The 21,959-nt window shown below is 39.7% G+C and carries 16 protein-coding genes; 4 read left to right on the forward strand and 12 right to left on the reverse strand.

Going from position 1 to position 21,959, the window contains the following annotated elements:
• Positions 1–135: 135 nt before the first annotated feature.
• Positions 136–1,179 (reverse strand): multiple monosaccharide ABC transporter substrate-binding protein, encoded by a 1,044-nt coding sequence (gene chvE, locus IGI79_RS09075; protein ID WP_229049006.1) that lies wholly within the window; start codon positions 1,177–1,179, stop codon positions 136–138.
• 274 nt (positions 1,180–1,453) lie between these two features.
• On the opposite strand from chvE, the gene IGI79_RS09080 reads away from it, so the two are divergent.
• The 4 genes from IGI79_RS09080 to IGI79_RS09095 all read left to right on the forward strand — a co-directional run bounded on the left by IGI79_RS09080 (position 1,454) and on the right by IGI79_RS09095 (position 6,224).
• Entirely contained in the window at positions 1,454–2,419 is a 966-nt protein-coding gene (locus IGI79_RS09080) for an ABC transporter substrate-binding protein (RefSeq protein ID WP_104776354.1), read from the forward strand.
• A gap of 8 nt (positions 2,420–2,427) precedes the next feature.
• Positions 2,428–3,876 carry a sensor histidine kinase gene (locus tag IGI79_RS09085; protein ID WP_195273217.1) on the forward strand — a complete coding sequence of 483 codons (1,449 nt, stop codon included), beginning with the start codon at positions 2,428–2,430 and terminating at the stop codon, positions 3,874–3,876.
• The gene (locus IGI79_RS09090) at positions 3,869–5,455 is read left to right on the forward strand and encodes a response regulator (RefSeq protein WP_195273218.1); all 1,587 of its coding nucleotides are present in this window, start codon (positions 3,869–3,871) and stop codon (positions 5,453–5,455) included. The genes IGI79_RS09085 and IGI79_RS09090 overlap by 8 nt, the downstream gene beginning before the upstream one ends.
• 112 nt (positions 5,456–5,567) lie before the next feature.
• On the forward strand, positions 5,568–6,224 hold the full coding sequence (locus IGI79_RS09095; RefSeq protein WP_010735027.1) for a YitT family protein: 657 nt from the start codon (positions 5,568–5,570) through the stop codon (positions 6,222–6,224).
• A gap of 337 nt (positions 6,225–6,561) precedes the next feature.
• On the opposite strand, the gene IGI79_RS09100 is transcribed toward IGI79_RS09095, so the two are convergent.
• From IGI79_RS09100 to IGI79_RS09150, 11 genes are all read right to left on the reverse strand, one after another.
• Positions 6,562–11,565, reverse strand: coding sequence for an LPXTG cell wall anchor domain-containing protein (locus tag IGI79_RS09100; protein ID WP_438845882.1), 5,004 nt, complete (start codon positions 11,563–11,565; stop codon positions 6,562–6,564).
• Positions 11,531–12,982, reverse strand: coding sequence for an FAD-dependent oxidoreductase (locus tag IGI79_RS09105; RefSeq protein WP_195273219.1), 1,452 nt, complete (start codon positions 12,980–12,982; stop codon positions 11,531–11,533). Before IGI79_RS09105 ends, IGI79_RS09100 begins: the two co-directional genes overlap by 35 nt.
• A gap of 454 nt (positions 12,983–13,436) precedes the next feature.
• Entirely contained in the window at positions 13,437–14,141 is a 705-nt protein-coding gene (locus tag IGI79_RS09110; RefSeq protein ID WP_195475799.1) for a fructose-6-phosphate aldolase, read from the reverse strand.
• Positions 14,142–14,178: 37 nt separating this feature from the next.
• Positions 14,179–14,535 (reverse strand): PTS glucitol/sorbitol transporter subunit IIA, encoded by a 357-nt coding sequence (locus IGI79_RS09115; RefSeq protein WP_195475797.1) that lies wholly within the window; start codon positions 14,533–14,535, stop codon positions 14,179–14,181.
• Between the two features lie 16 nt (positions 14,536–14,551).
• Positions 14,552–15,559 carry a PTS glucitol/sorbitol transporter subunit IIB gene (gene srlE / locus IGI79_RS09120; RefSeq protein ID WP_195475795.1) on the reverse strand — a complete coding sequence of 336 codons (1,008 nt, stop codon included), beginning with the start codon at positions 15,557–15,559 and terminating at the stop codon, positions 14,552–14,554.
• Between the two features lie 15 nt (positions 15,560–15,574).
• On the reverse strand, positions 15,575–16,129 hold the full coding sequence (gene srlA, locus IGI79_RS09125; protein ID WP_019723990.1) for a PTS glucitol/sorbitol transporter subunit IIC: 555 nt from the start codon (positions 16,127–16,129) through the stop codon (positions 15,575–15,577).
• On the reverse strand, positions 16,129–16,611 hold the full coding sequence (locus tag IGI79_RS09130; protein ID WP_195475793.1) for a transcriptional regulator GutM: 483 nt from the start codon (positions 16,609–16,611) through the stop codon (positions 16,129–16,131). Before IGI79_RS09130 ends, srlA begins: the two co-directional genes overlap by 1 nt.
• The gene (locus IGI79_RS09135; RefSeq protein ID WP_195475792.1) at positions 16,608–18,470 is read right to left on the reverse strand and encodes a BglG family transcription antiterminator; all 1,863 of its coding nucleotides are present in this window, start codon (positions 18,468–18,470) and stop codon (positions 16,608–16,610) included. Before IGI79_RS09135 ends, IGI79_RS09130 begins: the two co-directional genes overlap by 4 nt.
• Positions 18,471–18,486: 16 nt before the next feature.
• Positions 18,487–19,287, reverse strand: coding sequence for an SDR family oxidoreductase (locus IGI79_RS09140; protein ID WP_010735016.1), 801 nt, complete (start codon positions 19,285–19,287; stop codon positions 18,487–18,489).
• 175 nt (positions 19,288–19,462) lie between these two features.
• Positions 19,463–20,944 (reverse strand): InlB B-repeat-containing protein, encoded by a 1,482-nt coding sequence (locus tag IGI79_RS09145; RefSeq protein WP_195475790.1) that lies wholly within the window; start codon positions 20,942–20,944, stop codon positions 19,463–19,465.
• Positions 20,945–21,643: 699 nt separating this feature from the next.
• A complete protein-coding gene (locus IGI79_RS09150; protein ID WP_019723363.1) occupies positions 21,644–21,901 on the reverse strand; it encodes a TfoX/Sxy family protein in 258 nt (85 codons plus the stop codon).
• Positions 21,902–21,959: the final 58 nt, after the last annotated feature.

Here is a 21,959-nt window from a genome sequence, read left to right on the forward strand (position 1 = left end):
ATAAGCGTGAAAAACCGAAAATCGTTCTTCAAATTCCTGGGATCTCACGCTTAATTCTGAAGGAACTACTTCTGGAACACTGTTTATCCGGTTATAAAAGGCATAAGACGACGAATGTCCCAAAACCCTTGTTACTTATTGTCCTAAATCACTTTCACTGTAATACTCAGTATCGATCAGCTCTTGTTTGTAATTTTCTTTATCTACAGAAACTGGGTTAGCTAGATAAGTCGGAATGACTTTCACACCATTATCGTAGGTTTCCTCATCATTGACCGGCACTTCTTTATCATTGTTGATTGCTTCGATCATCTCTACCGTATTATCAGCTAGCACCCGTGTATCTTTAAAAATCGTTTGTGTTTGCTCTCCTGCAATGATAGATTTCACTCCAGCAATCGTTGCATCCTGTCCTGTGATAACTGGAAGTGGTTTGTCGGCAGAGCCATACCCTACTCCTTTTAAGGAAGAAATGATCCCTAAACTAATTGGATCGTAAGGAGAAAGAACTGCATCTAGTTGGTCATCTGTATAGTTAGCACTTAATAAGTTATCCATACGTGCTTGTGCAGTTGAGCCATCCCAACGAAGCGTCGCGATTTGATTGAATTTCGTTTGACCTGATGAGACGTTCAATTGTTTGCTGTCGATATAAGGTTGAAGAATCGACATCACACCATTGTAATTGATCAATGCGTTGTTATCGTCAGGCGAACCGCCAAATAATTCGATCGTAAATGGGCCAGCACCATCTTTTAAGCCTAATTTATCTTCGATATAAGAAGCTTGTAAAACACCTACACCAAAATTATCAAATGTTGCATAATAATCGACATATTCAGAGTTCATCAATAAACGGTCATACGCAATGACTTTGATATCCGCCTGATGTGCTTTTTCTAAGACATCTGTCAATGCTGAACCGTCAATCGAAGCAATGACCAACGTATCCACTCCCTTTGTGATCATATTTTCGATTTGCGCCACTTGGTTTTCTACTTTGTCTTCTCCATATTGCAAATCCGTTTTGTAGCCTTTTTCTTCTAGTTGCTTGACCATATTGTCGCCATCTGCGATCCAACGCTCTGCAGATTTTGTTGGCATCGAAATCCCTACAAATCCTTTTTCATCTCCGGCTGCACTGCCATTGCTACAACCAGCAAATACTGTCACTGACATTAATAAAAAAACAATTGCTACCAACCAATTTTTCCCAACTCGTTTCATGTGTGTCCCTCCAAATACTTATTTGATGAATTCATCATAGTTGAAATATAAAACGCTTTCATTGATTATTTTTCTGTGTTTCTATAAATTCCGTCGCAAATTTATGTAAACTTTTGATTTTTCTTCATTTTCTTTTGACGATTCTTGATTTTCTTACGAAATTGACAAACATGCTAATATGAAATTTGAAAACGCTATATGATATAGATAAAAGGGGAGATTCATTATGAAGAACAAAAGTTTTTTTATTCTGGCAGCTTTTTGCCTGTTGTTGACTGGGTGTGCTTTCAACTCTACTGAGCCTACAAAAAATGAGTTGACTATTGGTTTTTCTCAAGCTGGCACCGAAAGTAATTGGCGCAAAGTTCAAAATCAGTCCATCAAAGAAGCACTGGAAAAACAAAATTTCCAAGTCCTTCACCGAAATAGTTACTCTGATCCAAAACAACAGATACAAGATGTGATGACATTTATTGCCTATCAAGTCGATATGATCGTGTTATCTCCTATCGAAGAAACTGGCTGGGATTCTGTTTTGGAAGAAGCCAAAGAAGCGAATATCCCAGTCATCATCGTTGATCGCAACATCACAACGGAAAAACAAGATCTCTATTTGACCCATATTGGTTCAAGTTTCAAAGCACAAGGCAGTCGAGCCGGCCTTTATGTCACCAATCTTTACCAGCAAAAAGCACAAGAATCGATCCAAGTATTTGAGATACGTGGTTCAGAAAATACATCTCCCACTCGCTTGCGATCAGACGGCTTTTTAGAAACCATCGGTCGCGACCCAAGAATCCATGTCAGGCAAGTGATCACCGGAGACTATATTCGCTTAAAAGCCAAAGAACAATTTTCAAAAGCCATTGATGAGGGAAAACTTGAGGGAATCGATGTCATTTATTCACACAATGATGAAATGACACTAGGTGCCTTAGATGCGATCAAGGAAAAAAAGCTCGAAAAGAATTTTGTGATTGTCAGCATTGATGCACAAAAAGAGATGATCGATCAATTAAAAAAAGGAATGGTCAACTGTGTGGTAGAATGCAATCCTTTTATGGGTGAACTAGTAGCCAATACAGTCAAACGCTACTTCGAAAAGAAAGCGATTCCACAAGACATCTACGTTTCTGATACGGTGTTCTCAGATCAAAATGATTTTTCAACGATCCCACCGCGGGGATATTAGGAGGAAAAATGAAAAAGAACGAAAGCATTAAAGTACTACTTCGACATACAAGTTGGCTCATGTTATCTTTAGCAATCACGCCTTTGATCATTAGCATTGCACTTTATACACATTATCTTTTTTCCTATGAAAAAAGTATCCATAATATCTCGATTGCTAATCAAATCGCCAGTAATGTAGAAGAAACAATCATCGAAGAAGCTCTTGGATTAACTTATGGACAGATCACACCTGAAGAATTCCAAAAGAGCAACCAGATCAATCGCATCAAAGAAGAAATCAGTGCGATCAAAGTCAGCACTCAAAACTCACAAGAATTAGCAACACTCAATATCGTTTTGCGCTCCCTTGATAATGTTTCTGACTATTTAGACAAAATCATTGCAAATATCCATCAAAAAGAAACATTCGCAGAGAATCAAGCATTGATGTTACATGTTGAATCTGCGGTCAAACTTGCCCATGATATTTTACAAGATTTTGTCAAAATCGAAATTGATACTGCTTCTGTAAAAAGTGAAGAAGTTCGCAGTTCCTTAGTCATTCTCTCCACCATTGAGGTCATTATCATCGCATTGATTTTTCTATTGACTAGAAAGTTCAACACGAAAATGATGTACCAAATCCAACAGCCTATGGATGAAATGATCAAAATGGCTGATGCTTTAGCAGAAGGTCATTTGAATCATCGGATCAAAACACAACAAAACAATGAGTTGAAAAAATTAAGTAATAGTATGAATGATATGGCTGATAACTTAGTGATTTTATTAGAAGAAAATGCGTTAAAGCAATATAATCTTGCGCAAAGTGAAGTCAGAACGCTACAAGCTCAGATCATTCCTCATTTTATTTATAATAGTTTAGACGCCATTTTGGTCTTGGCAGAAATGGGCGAAATCGAAAAAGTCAAAGAAATGACATATGCCTTATCTGACTTCTTCCGCATTTCATTAAGTCAAGGAAAAGACTGGATCCCAGTCGAACAAGAAATCAGACATTGTGTCAATTACTTGAAGATTTTGCAAATCCGTTATGGAGATCAATTATCTTATCAATTAACCATTGATCCAAAAGTCGATCATCATCCAATATTAAAAATGATTCTTCAACCATTGATTGAAAATGCGGTCTATCATGGAATAAAACTGGTGCGTAGGAAGGGAAAAATCATTGTAAAAGCGTATATAGATCAAGAAGAGTTTATCCATTTTTGGATCATTGACAATGGAAAAGGGATTACAGAAACCAAGTTAAAAGAGATCAACCAAGAACTCGCAGATGGTTTAGATACTAATTTTCATAAAGGATATGGACTCTTTAATGTCAACAAACGCTTGCTTTTATACTATGGAACTGATGCAAATATCACGATTACTAGCCGGATCGACCACGGTACGGTCGTCCATGTCGTTGTCCCTACAAAAAATATAGATAGGAATGAAGCAAATGTATAAAATTTTTATCGCAGAAGATGAACATTTGATTCGCGAATCATTGAAGAGGATGATCACTGAATTTTCAACCTTTCTACCATTAAGCTCCATTGAAGATGCCAGCGATGGCGAACTTGCTCTATCAATGATTGCGGAACAAAAACCAGATATCTTGGTGACGGATATTCGTATGCCTTTTATGAATGGTATTGAATTAGCAAATGAAGTAAAAAAACTCTTGCCTGATATCCAAATCATTTTTATTAGTGGATATGATGAATTTACGTATGCAAAAGCTGCGATTCAACTTCAAGTAGCCGAGTATCTGTTAAAACCGATCAAACCTAATGAACTACAAAAAAGCCTAGAACAAATCATTCAAAAACTAGAAGCTGCCTCCTTATTGAAACAGTCTAAAGAAACAAATGGCTATTCCTTAGAAGTACAAAAAAACTTCTACTTGAATGCCCTGTTCAATAATCAGTTACTACTTTCAGAAGCAATTGAAGAAGGTCGAAAACTTGAACGTGAAATCGCCGGAAATAAATATATGGTTCTTTTGATCGCAAATCATACAAATAAATTTTTTTCAGATTATGATATTTTTCATGAAAAGATGGCTGAGCTATTCGATCACGATAAACAAATACTTTTTTCTTCCCTTTCTTCACGATTTATCAAACTATTGATTTTTGATCCAAATGAAGATCTATTACAAAAAAAAGCAAATCAGGTTGCATTGCTTTCTCACAAAACATTAGGGCATACAACAGATGATTTAGTTATTGCAATCGGATATCCTGTGAAACGAATCAGCGAAATTCCACATAGTTATCAGACTGCTGTTCATTTGCTCAGTTACTTGAAGATCGATCCTAAAATAAAAATTCTTTCTTATTTAGATTATGAAAAAAAGCTTGGCAATTACGGACAATCTTTTGATCTAAAAGAATCCATTCGTTTACTAAGAAAAAGCGAAATTTCTTCGTTTGTTGAGAAGTTGGTCAAACAGACCAATCAACATGCCGATCCACTTCTCGTTAGGCATCTGATCATCAATGAGTTGAATGAATTAGTAACGATACGTCAAAACCAAACCAATCAAGTCGTTTCTTTTACCACTACAGAGGAAATTCCGAACATTCTGTCAGACACGCCTCTCTTCATCCAATACCTTGAACAAATGATTTACTTTTTAAAAGAAATGGTACTTGAGAATCACATGAATCAATATAAAGAAGTACTCGAACAATCCGTCACGTATATTGAAAACCACTATTTTGAACCAGAGCTTTCTCTTAAAGAAGTGGCTGATCATGTCCATTTGAGCAGCTCACATTTCAGTACGATTTTTTCTCAAGGAATAGGACAAACATTTATTGACTATCTTACTGAACAACGATTGAGCATGGCTAGGCGACTTTTGCGGGAAACCAATTCAAAACTATCTGTCATAGCCTCAGAAGTGGGATACAATGATCCAAATTATTTTAGTTCTATTTTTAAACGAAAAGAAAAAATCTCACCTAAAGAGTATCGAAAAATGAAACAAAATCGTGCACATTCTTTACAAGAAAATCATTATCTAGTCAACAAATAAGCAACAAACCCGCGGAATATTTTTTTCAGTTTAGTCTGAAAAAGTTGTTACTTTCTTAACTGGACTACTTGCTATAATTATAGAAATAGTGAAAAAAGAAAGGAATACGCGTGTGAAAGCAGAAATAAAAAAATTACCTGTGATTATTGTTGGAATCATTAGTATTACTGTGGGACTAAATATGTTTTTGCTTCCACATCAAATTGCTTCAGCAGGCGTAGGATCAATTGGTTTTCTTCTAGAAATGGTCTTGCTGATCGACCGGACATTGATTGTTTGGGCAATCAATCTAGCGATGCTTTGTTTAGCTTTTATCTTTCTGGAAAGAGCAGTTTTTTTTAAAACTCTGATAGGTAGTTTGATATTTCCGATTATTTTAGCATACACACCGGCTTTGGTAATCACCCAACATTTCCCAATCGCCTTAGTCGCTGGCAGTTTTCTATTTAGTCTTGGAATATTCATTCTTTATCAAATCGGCGCGTCAAACGGCGGGGTTACGGTTCCCCCATTGATTTTCAAAAAATATTTTGGGATCGAACATGCTCTAGGCGTTTTACTGACAAATACCGTGATCATCGCTCTAAACCTTGTGATTCTTGGGATAAGACAAGCGGTTATCTCTGCCATCTCTATTTATCTCATTTCATTTTTCATGAAAAAACTATTACAATTTCAAACTCAATTTTTAGCTATTAAGCCGATTGATTTAGTGAATGAGAGTTCGCCTATTCTAGATGAACAACCTAATAAAAATCTAGCAGAATAAGCATTGTAACTAATAGCTATTAGAAAACAACCCATGAAATCCAAAAATAGGAAACTATTTTCGGGGGTTCATGGGTTGTTTTCTATCGTTTTATTTTATCCATTCTTTAGTTGGAATGAGTTGAATCAAAATGACCACTTCAAAATAAAGTGTCTGGACATTAGTCCTATCACACACTTAAAACCGAATAAGCAGCGGAAACAAAAGTAACATCATTGGAAATAAGGCACCATCCACTAAAACAAATTTCGTGGATGGTGCCTTTTTTTCGAGGCTAAGCACTTATGTTTCGATTTCTTGCTTATCGAGGTAAAAGTACTCTATTGTATCTTATCTTCTACTTTTTATCCTTATTTTCCTCTTTATTTTCTTGTTCTTCATCTTCCTCTTTGATCACACGTTCGACACGATCTTCATCCTTTTGTAATTCACGACGTTTACGTTTGAATAGTCCAAAGAATCCCGCAAAAGCAACAAGTATCCCACCAACAAATTTTCCAAACATCCCTGAAGTTGAACCAGTCTTAGGTAATTGCTTACCTGAAACATCTTCAGAGTCACTTGTTCCTTGTGTGTTAGTCGTTTGGTCATTCGTTTGATTAATACTAGATAATCCATTGTTAGAGCTGTTATCACTTAGTACTTGGGTTCTTACAATTTGATTATCTGTATCGGTAGTCTCAGTTGTTGTGGTACTACTTAAATCAGTTCCTCCACCACTGGTTCTTGGATTTACCTCTGGTGTTGTCGTGCCTACCTCGGTTTCGCCGTCTCCTGTACCGGGATCGACTTCTGGTGTGCCTGTTCCTGGGTCAGTTTCGCCGCCTGTGCTTGGGTCTACTTCTGGTGTGCCTGTTCCGGGATCGGTTTCCCCGCTTGTACCGGGATCTACCCCTGGTGTACCGGTTTCGGGATCAATTTCCCCTCCTGTACCTGGATCTACTTCTGGCGTTCCTGTATCAGGATCAATTTCTCCACCCGTTCCTGGGTCTACCTCTGGTGTTCCGGTGCCGGGATCAGTGCCACTACCTGTGCCTTGGTCTACTTCTGGTGTGCCTGGGTCCGGATCAGTTTCGCCCCCTGTGCCTGGGTCTACCTCTGGCGTAGTTGTACTTGGATCAGTCTCGCCTCCACCTGTTCCGGGATCGACTTCCGGTGTTCCGGTGCCGGGATCTGTTTCTCCACCTGTGCCTGGGTCTACCTCTGGCGTGCCTGTCCCGGGATCAGTGTCACCACCTGTGCCTGGGTCTACTTCCGGTGTTGTCGTTCCGGGATCGGTTTCACCGCCTGTGCCTGGATCGACTTCCGGTGTGCCTGTTCCAGGTTCGGTCTCGCCTCCAGCACCTGGATCGACTTCTGGTGTGACCGTGCCGGGGTTAATAGGTATTAACGGATCAATTTCTGGCGTGACCGTGTTTAGACTTTTATCTGGTATTACGATATCTACACCTGGAATACTTGCTCCTGGTTGACTTGGTAAAACTGGATTGACAATTGGAATACCTGCATCTGGCTTATCTGGAATAGTTGGGTCTACCTCTGGTGTGCCGGTCTCAGGATCAGTTTCGCCACCTGTACCTGGTTCGACTTCCGGCGTTGTTGTACCTGGGTCAGTTTCCCCTCCTGTACCTGGTTCGACTTCCGGTGTGCCGGTTCCCGGGTCAGTTTCGCCGCCTGTGCCGGGGTCTACCTCTGGCGTTCCGGTGCCTGGATCAGTTTCGCCGCCCATTCCGGGATCTACCTCTGGCGTAGTTGTTCCGGGATCAGTTTCGCCACCTGTGCCTGGGTCTACCTCTGGCGTTGTTGTCCCTGGATCAGTCTCGCCTCCACCTGTGCCGGGATCGACTTCTGGTGTTGTTGTTCCCGGATCAGTTTCGCCGCCCGTTCCGGGATCTACCTCTGGCGTGCCGGTGCCTGGATCGGTTTCACCGCCTGTGCCGGGATCAGTTTCCCCTCCTGTGCTTGGATCTACCTCTGGCGTAGTTGTTCCTGGATCAGTCTCGCCTCCACCTGTTCCGGGATCGACTTCTGGTGTGCCTGTTCCTGGATCAGTTTCTCCACCTGTACCTGGATCGACTTCTGGTGTTGTCGTTCCGGGATCAGTTTCCCCTCCTGTACCTGGATCGACTTCTGGTGTGCCTGGGTCTGGATCAGTTTCCCCTCCTGTATCAGGATCAGTTTCGCCTCCTGTGTCTGGGTCGACTTCTGGCGTTGTCGTTCCTGGATCGGTTTCCCCACCTGTACCTGGGTCGACTTCTGGCGTTGTTGTCCCTGGGTCAGTTTCTCCACTTGTACCTGGGTCTACTTCCGGTGTTGTCGTTCCTGGATCGGTTTCACCGCCTGTACCTGGATCGACTTCTGGCGTTGTTGTCCCTGGGTCAGTTTCCCCTCCTGTACCTGGATCTACTTCTGGCGTGCCTGTTCCTGGATCAGTTTCGCCACCTGTGCCGGGGTCTACTTCTGGCGTTGTTGTCCCTGGATCAGTCTCGCCTCCTGTGTCTGGGTCGACTTCTGGCGTTGTCGTTCCTGGATCGGTTTCCCCACCTGTACCTGGGTCGACTTCCGGCGTTGTTGTCCCTGGGTCAGTTTCGCCTCCTGTACCTGGATCTACCTCTGGCGTTGTTGTCCCTGGATCAGTCTCGCCTCCACCTGTGCCGGGATCTACTTCTGGCGTGCCTGTGCCTGGATCAGTAGTTTCTCCGCCACCTGTGCCTGGATCGACCTCTGGCGTTGTTGTTCCTGGGTCAGTTTCGCCTCCTGTACCTGGATCTACCTCTGGCGTTGTTGTCCCTGGATCAGTCTCGCCTCCACCTGTGCCGGGGTCTACTTCTGGTGTGCCTGTCCCCGGATCAGTCTCGCCTCCGCCTGTGCCTGGATCGACTTCTGGCGTTCCTGTTCCCGAATCAGTTTCGCCGCCCGTTCCGGGATCTACTTCTGGCGTACCAGTTCCTGGATCAGTTTCGCCGCCACCGGCGCCTGGATCGACTTCTGGTGTGCCTGTGCCTGGGTCTACTTCCGGTGTTGTCGTTCCCGGGTCAGTTTCGCCCCCCGTTCCCGGATCTACCTCTGGCGTAGTTGTTCCTGGATCAGTCTCGCCTCCACCTGTGCCGGGGTCTACTTCTGGTGTTGTTGTCCCTGGGTCAGTTTCGCCACCTGTGCCTGGATCGACTTCCGGCGTTGTTGTCCCTGGGTCAGTTTCGCCTCCTGTACCTGGATCTACCTCTGGCGTTGTTGTCCCTGGATCAGTCTCGCCTCCACCTGTGCCGGGATCTACTTCTGGCGTGCCTGTGCCTGGATCAGTAGTTTCTCCGCCACCTGTGCCTGGATCGACCTCTGGCGTTGTTGTTCCTGGGTCAGTTTCGCCTCCTGTACCTGGATCTACCTCTGGCGTTGTTGTCCCTGGATCAGTCTCGCCTCCACCTGTGCCGGGATCTACTTCTGGCGTGCCTGTGCCTGGATCAGTAGTTTCTCCGCCACCTGTGCCTGGATCGACCTCTGGCGTTGTTGTTCCTGGATCAGTAGTTTCTCCACCACCTGTGCCTGGATCGACCTCTGGCGTAGTTGTTCCTGGATCAGTAGTTTCTCCGCCACCTGTGCCTGGATCGACTTCTGGTGTAGTTGTTCCTGGGGTCACTTGTGGGTTGGTTGCATCCGGTGTTGTTGCATCTGGTGAAGCCATATCCGTCATTGAGGAAGAAATATAAGCAAATTCTCCCCCGATTTGGTAGATATTAAAGTTCGTATCTTTCACAACGATCGTAAAATCACTGCCGCTTCCGTTTGCACCAGTTAAATAACCAGCATACTGAACCCCATTGACCATGATTGGTTGAGCAACAAACTGATTATAAGACACACCGTCTACTGTTATATTGACCGTACTTATAACTGAAGAAAAGTTTGTCTGAGAAACCTGTCCTGTTTTCACAGTTACTGCCGAATTCGCTGTAATCGTGTGTCCGCCATATCCACCACCAGAAAACGTCGCTGTCTGATTCCATCCTGCTAATCCAGCTGCGTCTTCTGCGAGATTACCATCAACTGCTCCCCCAGGACTAATACCTGATTGAGAACCACTATACGTTGGCATTGACATCTCATCTGCATATGCTGTAGTTGAATCAGTGGCTTTTTGCTCATCTAAACTAACGGTCACATATTCATATTTCAATGACTCGATCACTTGATCTTTTGCTTGGATTTCATAGTAAGTTGTATTTTCATCCGCTAATTGATCAACGAAATTTACTTTTACATTGATATTGGATTCATCTGTATTTAACCAAGAATCGGTGTTCTCAAAACTCCGTACACCGTGCAAGGATAAAGACGTTTTTAAGCTGTCAACTGTACTACCGAACTGAACAGGTGAGACCAAGTAATGACCATTGATCTCTAAAGGCAATCCATGTGTCGACGAAGAAAATGTGAAATAACCATCTGCTTGATTTTTACCATGGTCGGTAGAAATAGACTCATCATGATAAACTGCATAATAGGTACTACCTTCATAAGTGATGGAAAAATTCTTCTCCATTGCATCTTCAAAATCGCTTTTGATTTCATCTGTTAATTTTGCTTGACCATTTTCCGCTTTCACGTTCAAAGAAAAACCTGTATCGATTTTCATATTTCCTAATACTGCACCATCATCCGCGGTAAAGTTGGTGCTTTCAGGTTTCGTTTTAGATGAGAAACTTAAGGATTTTTCTCTCGTACTTGCAACTACTTTTGAATCTTTCCAGTTTGCAGAATCTTCATAAGCCTTTTCTTTGGATTCATATAAATGAGGAGAGACCGTTTTATAATTATCTTGTGAAGTTACCTTCACATTCGGATTTGCTTGGATCAATTGCCGATAGCTTGACATTTTCATTACTTGCGCATCACTTGTAGATAAAGTAGAAGTCTGGTAATAAACGTCCGCATCTTTGATTCCTAGAATTTGTTGGATATCATATGCCGTATGACTATCACTGACTTTGATCCCTTCTCCTTCATACATAGAAGAAAGTTTTTCTTTACTTGGTAGTTGATCCATTAACTTAGCTACAAAGCCAGTATTTGTCTTCACACTGCTACTTTGACCTTTTTGTAAGGATTGATTCAATTCATCCACAGAAGTATGTTCAATATCTTGGATGGTCTCATCTTCAACAAGTCGCTTTTCGGACAAAGAGGAACTGTCTGCAGAGGCAGAAAGATTTGGAATCGTGACGCCACCGATAAATGCACCAGCACCTACTGTCAACAGTGCGCCAGCTTCAATCATTCGCTTTTGTTTTTTTGACATCTCTTTGTCTGGTTTATTCAATTTCATTTGATCTTTCTTCTTTGCCATCACGACCACTCTCTCTTTCTTTTTCCCTAACTAAAGAGGCTAATATTTTTGTAAAACCTAGAGGATTCTTGTAGCCATGTTCATAAAAGAAATCCGTAAATTCAATTTCTGGCACGGTCACATTTTTTTGGATTGCTAAACTGATGATATTGACATATTGAGAAATATCAACTGTTCCTAGAACCTGCAATCCTAAGATTTTTTTTGTTTTCTTCTCATAAACTAGATAAATACTTGAATAATGATTCTTTCTGCCTTTTTCAATTGGTGAGTATTTGACAATCGATTCATGCACAAACTGTCCGCCACGCTCTAGATAACGATTCTGGTAGTGTACTTCTTCTGCATCATATCCGAATTTTCTTGCTTGATTCAATGTAATCCCAGTATTCGCAATGGTAAAGCCATCCATATTGAATTTATAAGTCCCTGTGGTCATTGCTACTTCTTGCTTTTTCTCGTGGATATTGACAGCAGCGATCAGTCCTTGACGAAAAGCATCGGAAGCATGAGGATTATAAATATTTTCTTTGGTCAAGTCCATATAAGTCGTAGAACAATCCCCTATCGCTAAAATCGAATCATCTGTTGTATACATGTACTTATCAACGACGATTGCTCCACGGTCACCGGTTTCAACTTGTCCAGCTAATAAGAACGAATTTGGTCGGAAGCCAACAGAAACAAAGACGCCATCTGCACGGATAGTCAAATCAGAAGAAGTTTCAACTTCGATTTTAGGTCGACTCCAGATTTTTTTATCAATTGTATGGTAGCTTGTCACTCTAGTACCTAGTAATAGTTGGATACCTTCTTCTTCTAGTTGCTTCTCTACTTCGATCGCGGCATTCTCATCCAAATATTTGTCAAGGATTCTTGCATTTGATTGGATCAAAGTGACTTTCATTTTTCGTTGGGCTAAGATACGAGCAATCTCTACACCGACCAGTCCAGCGCCAATCACTACCGCATGATGGGCTTCTGATATAAATTTTTCAATTGCTTCAGCATCCTTACGCTCTTTCAAAAGAAAAAGTGTCTCATTCAGTTTTCCGCCAGTTGGAGGAAGGTTGGGATACGAACCCGCAGCCATGATCAATCGGTCATAAGTTATTTCGTGCTCATGTTGACTTAACACATTTCTAAAATTCAACGTCTTCTTTTTCGCATCGATGTTGGTTACTTCTTTTTGAATGCGTAAATCCACTCCTTGAGCAATAATTTCATGCGGTGTTGCATAATTTGCTTGGGAGTGGATATCTTGATGTCCCATCAAAAATAATGGGATTGTTTGGGAGACAAATGTTATTTCATCTTTTTTTTCAAATACGATTACTTCATCGTCTGGATATTCCTCACGAATACGAAGTGCTGCGGCAATCCCCGCGTGGTTTCCTCCAACAATTATGATCCTCATCAACTGCCTCCTTCATTAATAAAAGCATGCTATAAAATATACATACGGTTATTTTTAATCTACTATTTATATAAATTATATCACTTAGAAAGACTAGTTGTCAGTTATAAAGGTCTAACCACTAAGACGCAATGAAGCAACTATTTCCTCTTCCACTTATTCAAATCGGTATATTAAAGAATATAATCATTCTTGCTTCAACGGATGAAATAAACCGTTCATTTTTTTAGTAAACATCCAGTCATAAAGTAGATATGCTCATTTATTGAATGTCATTAAAAAATTTATTTTTTACAATATCAACTATATGTAGATGGACATATGAAGTTTTCATTCCATTGTTGGTTTAACTACACGGTGACTATTTGATTATAGCTGAATATAATAAATATAACGTTATTTAAAAAGAGCCGCAGAACGGATCGATAACCATTCCATGACTCTTTATTCTTTTTTATTTAGTAGGACTTATCGCCCCTGTTGCTCCTAATGCTTTCACATCTTTGACACCGAATGTCTCTTCCCAATCTTTCCTAAAATCTGTCACTGCCTTATGAATGGAAGGCATACCGAATACTTGTGTAAAAATATCTGGTGACGCAGTAATACTGTGCGCCCCTTGGCGACAAGCATGATTGACTTGTGCAACATTTTTAAAACTCGCAGCTAAGATCTTGCTCTGAGATTGCGTTCGTTCGATTTCCATTGCTAATGCTTTGATAATAGCAACAGCATCGATATTCAGATTTTCCATACGGTTATAATAAGGTGCCACATAATCGGCACCTGCGGCAATTGCTAAGTATCCTTGCATTTCAGAGTAGATAGCGGTTGCAGTGACATGTACTCCTTTGGCTTTCAGTTGTTTGATGGCAGCCAGTCCTGGTTCGTTCACTGGTACTTTAATGAAGATATCCTTACCAAGGTGAGCCATGATTACTTGGGCATCAGTTAAGATTTCCTCCGTTGTTTCTCCAACTACTTGTACATGTAAACTTGCTTTTCCAATGAGCTGCTTGATTTCTTTCAAGTGAGCAAACAAATCAATCTTTCCTTCTTTTTTGATGATTGAAGGATTCGACGTTACTCCAGATAGCGGAAGGATCGATTGATAATAACTAATTTTCTCAATATTGATCGTATCTAACATAAATTCCATTTTATTCATCCTTTCAACAGATATGTTGCTCTGTATTTTACTGAATACTGATTGTAGTCTTGATACCAATCTCAACGATTTCTTTTCCTTCGACGTATAAAGTACCTGGAAGTTCAGGTGTTACCGCTCCATCAAATTTAATTGTGATATGTCCAAGCTCTTTTAGATTATCATTGACCAAACTTCCGACAGACGTGATGCGATAGCTTGTCTCATCGACGAAGAGCTGTTGTCCTACTTTGATCTCTCCGTGGATTGGCTGAAGTTCAATATGGTAACAATAGGCTGATAGCATATCGGGTGCATCTTTTCCAAATAGTATCACGAGCTTCTCTTCTTTAAAGAGCGTCGCTTCTGCGCCAATCGAAGTGACTTTTGTTGAATAAACTGACATTTTTTTCCTCCTAGATTCAACTATACATTCCAAAGCTTGCTATCCATGCGACTAACACCCTAGGTACACCGTTTAAAAAGCGTGAATACAAAACGGAAGGTACGCCAACCTCTACTGTTTCAGCCTCTGCCTCTTCTAAGCCTAATCCGACAGGGATGAAATCACAAGCATTTTGAGTATTGATGGCAAATAACGCAGGTAAAGCGAGCTGTGGCGGAATATTGCCTTTTCCGATCTCCACCCCGATCAGTGTCCCGATGACTTGGCTGATTACTGCTCCAGGTCCTAATAATGGAGATAGAAACGGTAAGGAACAGATAAAACCGATGATCATCAACCCCCAAATATTCCCTGCTAAAGGTGCCATAATATTGGCAAAGAAATTACCGATACCAGATCCTTGTATGATCCCGATCAACAAAGAAACAAATGCCATGAATGGAATGACCGTATTGATCATCGTCTGTACACCTTCGCGCGCGGACTGATTAAAAGTTGCCACTACTTTTCCTGCACCCATGCCGATTTTTGCAATAAAATTCTGCTGTTCAGCTTTTTGTTCAGTAATTTTTTTACTTGTATCGTATTTATATTCACGTGCTGCTACACGCTTATTTTCTATGTTAACAGATTGACCGACTGTGCCTTCTTCAGTAGTCAGTGTGATTTGATTGATCCCTACTGCAGAGACGTAAATGTCTTCTGTAATGTATTGTGCTAATGGTCCGCTTTTTCCTGTTGGTACGACATTGATCGTAGGTATTCCTTTTTTTGGATAGATCCCACAACGCAACGTTCCTCCGCAATCAACGATCGCTAGAGCGATTTCATTATCTGGGATAGAAGTTTTAAAGCCATTGACTGCTTCCATGCCTGTCAATTCAGCAATTTTATCGACGATCGCTGGCTTTTCTCCCCCACCCGTAATATAAATGAATTTGTGTTTTTCTTCTGTTGGTGTGATCACTAATGGCCCTCCGAACCCACCAGTTCCTCTTACAATTCGAATACTGTGATAGCTCATTTTCTCACTTCCTCCTTATTCTGTCGCTGTTTCTACTGTTTTACTCAGGGTAACCCCTTGTTGTTTACAAACATATGCGGTGGTAAAATCTGTCACCCAACCACCAATAAAATTCATAAGAATTCCGACAAACATATAACGTACAGCTAATTCCATTGAATTTAATCCTAAGGTTGTGATTCCTTGGGCGATTCCTAACCAAACAAATAATTCACCCGGATTGATGTGGGGAAAGACGCCATTGCTCGTATGACAAAATTGTGCTTGAGAAGCATAATAGCTTGGCTTGTAATATTCAGGCAAAAAGCGAGCCATTGTAAAAGACATCGGATTCCCCAACATAAAGGCAGATAAAAAAGGTAAGATCAAATATCTTGTGACGGGATTCTTCGTTGATAGTTTGGCAACTTTAGTTACTCGTTCTTCACCTAAGAAAGCAATCAGTGTATTCATTGCGACCATTAGGATCAACACTACAGGGACGATACCAGTCATCCAAGATATAAAAGTTTCCGCACCCGTTTCAAATAAACCGATGAAACCTTCCGCAAATTTTGTGATATATTCCATTATTCAACACTCCTTTTTCTTGATAGGTATTGTTTTTTCCATAAACTGAATTGAATGCCAAGCATCGTAAGTGGGGAAGGTATCGATTCTTCTTGATAATTGCCTAATTCTACCCGCAAATAGATTTCTCTGGCATTTGCCATTGCTTGTTGCACCAATTTATTTTCTGTTCGTACCAAAGGATGATAGTTGTCGATGTAGTGGATATCTGTTCCGATATATTGTGGCAATAGACGAAATTTTGCTAGAACAGTCACGCCCTGCATCTTTCGCGCATCAATAATGATTCCTTTTTGATCGACAGCAAACATGACGATCGTTCCTGCTTTGATTTTTCCAGAGCGACGACCGATAGCCACCTTCCCTTTTCTGCGCATTTCTAGATAGATTTGATTAAAATGCTTGATTTGTTTCATTCCAAATATTACTTGCAGTCCGTAAGCAACAAGTGCAAATGCGCCGAATATATATATGAAGTTCATGTTATGACTCCCTTTCGTATCATCCAATTTTGTAACTCAACTAAATCATCCAAACGACATAGTTCACTTCTAAATTCAGGATCGCCAATAACAGCAAAAAGCTGATCATACAGTTTTAGCAATTCTTTTTCTTTTTCCATTGTTAGATCTTGTGGAATGGCTAACAACAAGACGACTTGCACTTGTCCGTTGATCGTGGAGATTCCTTTCCTAAAGATACCCACTGATAAAATAATTTCAGCCGATTTTTTATTGATGGCATGAGGAAAAGCAATGCCATATTCAAAAATCGTACTCCTTAACTTTTCTCTAATAAACAATTGCTCCTTAAATTCTTGATCGACTAAGCCTTTGCTCTCAAGTGATTCAAGCATATGATCAAGATTTTGTTTGTAGGGTTTCTTTTCATTTAAAATCTCAAAATCTAATTTTAAGTGATGAACGTTTGCGGCTCTCAACTTTTCTGCTTTACGCCACTCTTCTTGCAACCAAGTTTCGTTGAATAGATTGATCAATCGAATGATTGGCGTATGTTTCTTTACATTTTTCAGCGGAATGGTTGTAAAAACAGCAAAATATTGATCTAAGTCTTCCTGTTGATACTCCTCCTCAGAAAAATGGACCATGCTGATTTGCGGACCCAAAACCCGTTCCAATTGACGGCGAATAATCAAGGCTGTTCCTTTTCCGGTATTACAGACGATTGCAATTTCTTTGTGTTCGTTGTTACTGGTTTGTTTCCTCAATGCAAGTTCAAAATAAAAGGCAATATAGCTGATTTCAACAGTCGGAACCACTCGTTGTAACTGCTCCCCGATCTGCTGTAGACCAATTTTTGCCAGTTCATAGGCTAGAGGATATTGGGATTCGATTTCACCATAGAACAGATCTTGAAGCTCTATTCGAAAAATCAAACGATTGAGCATGTAAATGAAGTGCTCTTTTATTTCATGGACTAAGAAGGTTTCATCAAATTCTACTAGTAAATTTTGATGAATTGTCTCTATCATTTGTTGAAATAACTGTTCGATTTTTTGCTCATCAATAGTAGACTTATCCATGCCAGCAATAGCACTTATATTAAGAGGAAAACTGAGAAAAGCTTGTTCTGTTTGGCTTAATGTGATGCTATATTCATATTCCAAATGATGGATCAATTCGACAAAAGCAGGATGACTCGTCATAAGGTCCATATATTCATTTGGCAAATCTACCAGTATATTTCCTTTAAGGAGTCGTTTCATTGTAATAGAAATCGTTTTTTTCAAAAGAAGGCCTTGATTTTTAGGTAAATTAAATTTTTGAACTAAGTGTTCTACGAAATCTTGTGTGCGTTCTGATAATGGACGTTCGGCAAAATATTCTTGTACATAATGAAGGTGTAACAGTCGTAGATCCAGTTCTTCTCCACGCATACGCAGTCCACGATTCGGCGTTCCAATCACTTCGACATTAAAAGAGGAAATCAGTTTTTTCATCACTCGTAGATCTTTAACAACAGTACTTCGGCTGACCCCTAATGCTTCTGACAGATCATCGATCAGCAAAAAATCTTTTTGCTCGATCAGCTTCTTGACGATAAAGAAAACTCTTTTACTGCAAGAATTAAAATCGCTCTTCCGCCTCAAACTGCCGTTCATTATCAAATCAAATTTTTCAAAATTTTCAATTTCGATATGAAAATCATTCTTATGTTGAACGATTTCTGCAATTCCAATCAATTCTTCGTTTAAAGATTCAATGCTGGTTTTCACCGTTTGCGTACTTGTATTCAGCTGTTGTTTCAAACTGCCGATCCTCATTTCTTTGTGGGTAACCAGTAATTGTAGAATTTGATACCATCTGTTCACCACCGTCATTTACTTCCCCCACTTTTTATCCTCTAGTTTTTCCTCCGGCCACATTTGTGGTTACTCCAGTGATATAACTCGAACGATCAGATAGATAGTAACTAACTAAGTCAGCGACTTCTTTTAATTTCCCGCTTCGACCTAATGGAATCGTGCTCGTTTTGGCATAACCTGCTCTAAGCTCTTCAATCGTGATGCCACGAGTATAGGCCAAGGCTTCTTCATAAGAAAGTGTGCGTAGTCCGGTTTCCTCCATGATTCCTGGGGCAATCCCTATTACCCGAACATTTGATTTTCCTAACTCTTTTGCCCAAGATCGAGTAAAGCTGTTGACAGCGGCTTTCGTTGCCGCATACGCACTTTGCCCCTCTGAACCTTCAAGTCCTGATTCAGAAGACATATTGATGATTACTCCTTCTCCTTTAGCAACTAAGATTCTACTTACTGCTTGAGTCATCAAATACAATCCTTTTTGATTGATTGCGATGATTTTGTCAAATACTTCCTCGGATAATTCATATCTCCCATGCGCTTGCTTTTTATCCACTAATAAGCGTGGAATGTTGATGCCTGCATTGTTGACCAAACCATCTATCGTACCAAAATGATCCTTTACTTTTGCAACTCCAGCTTCTACTTCTTGTCGTAATGTTATATTGGTTTTTACAAATAATAATCGTTGATGTTTAAGTGTCGAATCTTTAATATCAAAATTTGCTACATTGACATGTTGTTCCAATAGACTTTCGACGATACTTTTCCCGATACCAGAAGATCCTCCGGTTACGATAATCGTTTTCCCCTCAATGTTCAGCCAATTTGTCATAAGCTATCACCCCTTTTTTTGTTTACGCTTTCAGTATAGCTACGTAGAAGAAAATAATTAAGTCAGACTTTTTTTGAGTTTCCAAAAAAAATCTGACTTAATGTCTTTTTATGATTGAGTGATACTTCTTTTTATTTACTAGTTCTTTCCTCTATTATATTTCTTTACTCGAGCATTATGTTTCAGTTTTATCGCTTGTTAATGATTTTGAATGTTTCAACCAGTATATTCCTACTACGAAGACTATGATCATACCCAAGCCAACCAAGCTATTCGAATACATCGATTGTTCCGCCGTTTTTGGAAGATGTCTCACTTTTCTAGGTTGTTTTATGGGTGTAGTATACGCGACTTGTTCTTTCTTGATTACTTTTGTTATTGCTTTAGTTGTTTCAGTCGTTTTCACTGTTTCACTCACTTTGTTTACTTCTGGTTGTTGGGTCGGTGGTGTCACCGGTTCAATGATTTGCGGTGATTTTTCCCATTGTGCGGTATAAGTCATATCACCTTCCACAAACTCGCTGACAGTTGGCGTCCAACCGATGAATTTATAGCCTTCTCTTGATGGTGTTCCACTAAACACAGGGGTTGCTATGCATTTAGACAATTCTGAAAATACTTGGTTTTCAAAAATGGTTTGATTTGCAACACCGTCTGTATAGATTACTTGATAAGTGACAGTTTGTGGCATCACAGGTTCCCAAATGGCTGTATAAGTGACATCACCAGTCACTGTATCAGTTATTGCTTTATCCCATCCTTTAAATATATACCCAGCTCTTGTAGGTTGCCCATTGAATGTGGGTGTCGCAGAACCGGCGACTAAATCGGTAAAGACTTGATCTGCAAAAATCTCTTCATCTGGTACCCCGTCTGTATAGTTGACCTGATAAGTGGGAATTGGTTCCCATATTGCTGTATAGACCGCATCGGTAGTTACTGTCTCGCTGACAGTCGGGCTCCATCCAACAAATGTATAACCTTTTCTTATCGGTTCTGCACCAAAACTTGGTGTAGCAGCTCCAGGTTCAATACGTTTGAATGTTCTATCCTCAAATACAATTTCATTCTCTACACCATCTACATAACTCACTGTAAACGATTCAATTGGTGTGAATGAAGCATTTACAGTAATTGATGCTAGTCGAGAAGCATTTGACGCATCTACTGGTAGCGAGACATGAATTTCAAGTGTATTTATATCACCGACTTCACCTTCGATGGTAAATGGGACGCCGATCATACGAACACTTTGATCTAGATACGGGCTAGTATTACTGAATAGGTCGCCGACCTGATATTTTCCTAAGGAGGTCCCATTTAGAAAAACTTCCAGCTCCATCTCACTAGGATTTCTTCTTTCCGCATCAGTATTATCTAGTGTGCTTAGATCAACCATGACCATTGCTCTGCCACTTTGTTGGTTTTGAGATAACAATTTCACTTGTGTTGAAAATATCCCTGGAGAACTTCCAGGATTGATTTGCGCACCATTAAAGCGCCATGGGATCATTGCATCTTCCCCGACATCATAATAATCAATGCCATTTGCAGAATACGACACTTCTGAATTGATTCCTAGAGTTGCCGCAGAAATAGTTGGATTGAAACCTAAAAACACCAGTAAAACAATAAAACAAGCGACTATCTTTTTCATAATGATCCTCCATTCTGACATGAAGTCAAAAATCACATTACCTTTGCGTTTCAAATTGCTCAATACTGATCAATAAAAAACGAATATTTTCTAATTTACAAAATCCCCCTTTTTTGAAAAATTAATGACAGTAAATTCGATCACAAATTTAATCTCCTACCTTTCTATTTAGTTGTAATGTTTCATTCGCTTTTAATTTATTATTAATATTATAAAAATATAAAAGCCTGCGATCACATACCGAAATTGTTATATTTTTTTATCTATCAGCTATTTTTAGCGGTTTATAAAAATGAAACTTCACTTAATCTCAAGTAAATTATAACAAATTTAAAATTAAAATTGTATGAATTTTTACATACCAAATCCTCAGAATACTAGTAAACCAGTAATTAAATATGTTCTATTTTTTGTTTAAGTTCTCGTTTTTTTCAATTTCAATCAATTTCATCGCTTCTTCCTAACAATATATATTTCTGTTAAAAAGTTATAAAAAAACTTAATATTGTTATTAAATTCACAAGAAATTTTTTTTAATAATTTCGTATTTTCTATCTTCACCGATTATTTTGATCAGAAAAGTAAAACAAATGATTGCTTATCTATCGATAACAATGAACTTTTTTAAAAAAATTATACAAAAATAAGCAACGAAATACGGAACAAGCCACAATTTCCTGACTTCATTGCTTATTTATTTTAGATTAAGCTTCGATAGAATTGCTTTAACTTTTCTTTTTCCTCTTTTGTCAAAGCTTGCACAGGCTTGCCTTTTCTCGCTCCTTCGATTCCATATAGCATATGCAGACAAGCGCCACTGTCCACCTTTTGACGAATTTCAAAAAATATCTGTTCCGTTCCCTTTTCTTTAAATTGTTCTTCCGTTGTCACACCAATCTTTCGTAAATTTTCTTCTAGTACTATCCCTATATTCGGTAGATTACTTAATTCTGTCATAAGATTCCCTCCAAAAGTTTGGCTTTGATATATTGCATCGTACACTTAGAATATTCTA

Source organism: Enterococcus sp. AZ084, from assembly GCF_051714905.1.
GTDB classification, from domain to species: Bacteria; Bacillota; Bacilli; order Lactobacillales; family Enterococcaceae; genus Enterococcus_B; species Enterococcus_B pernyi.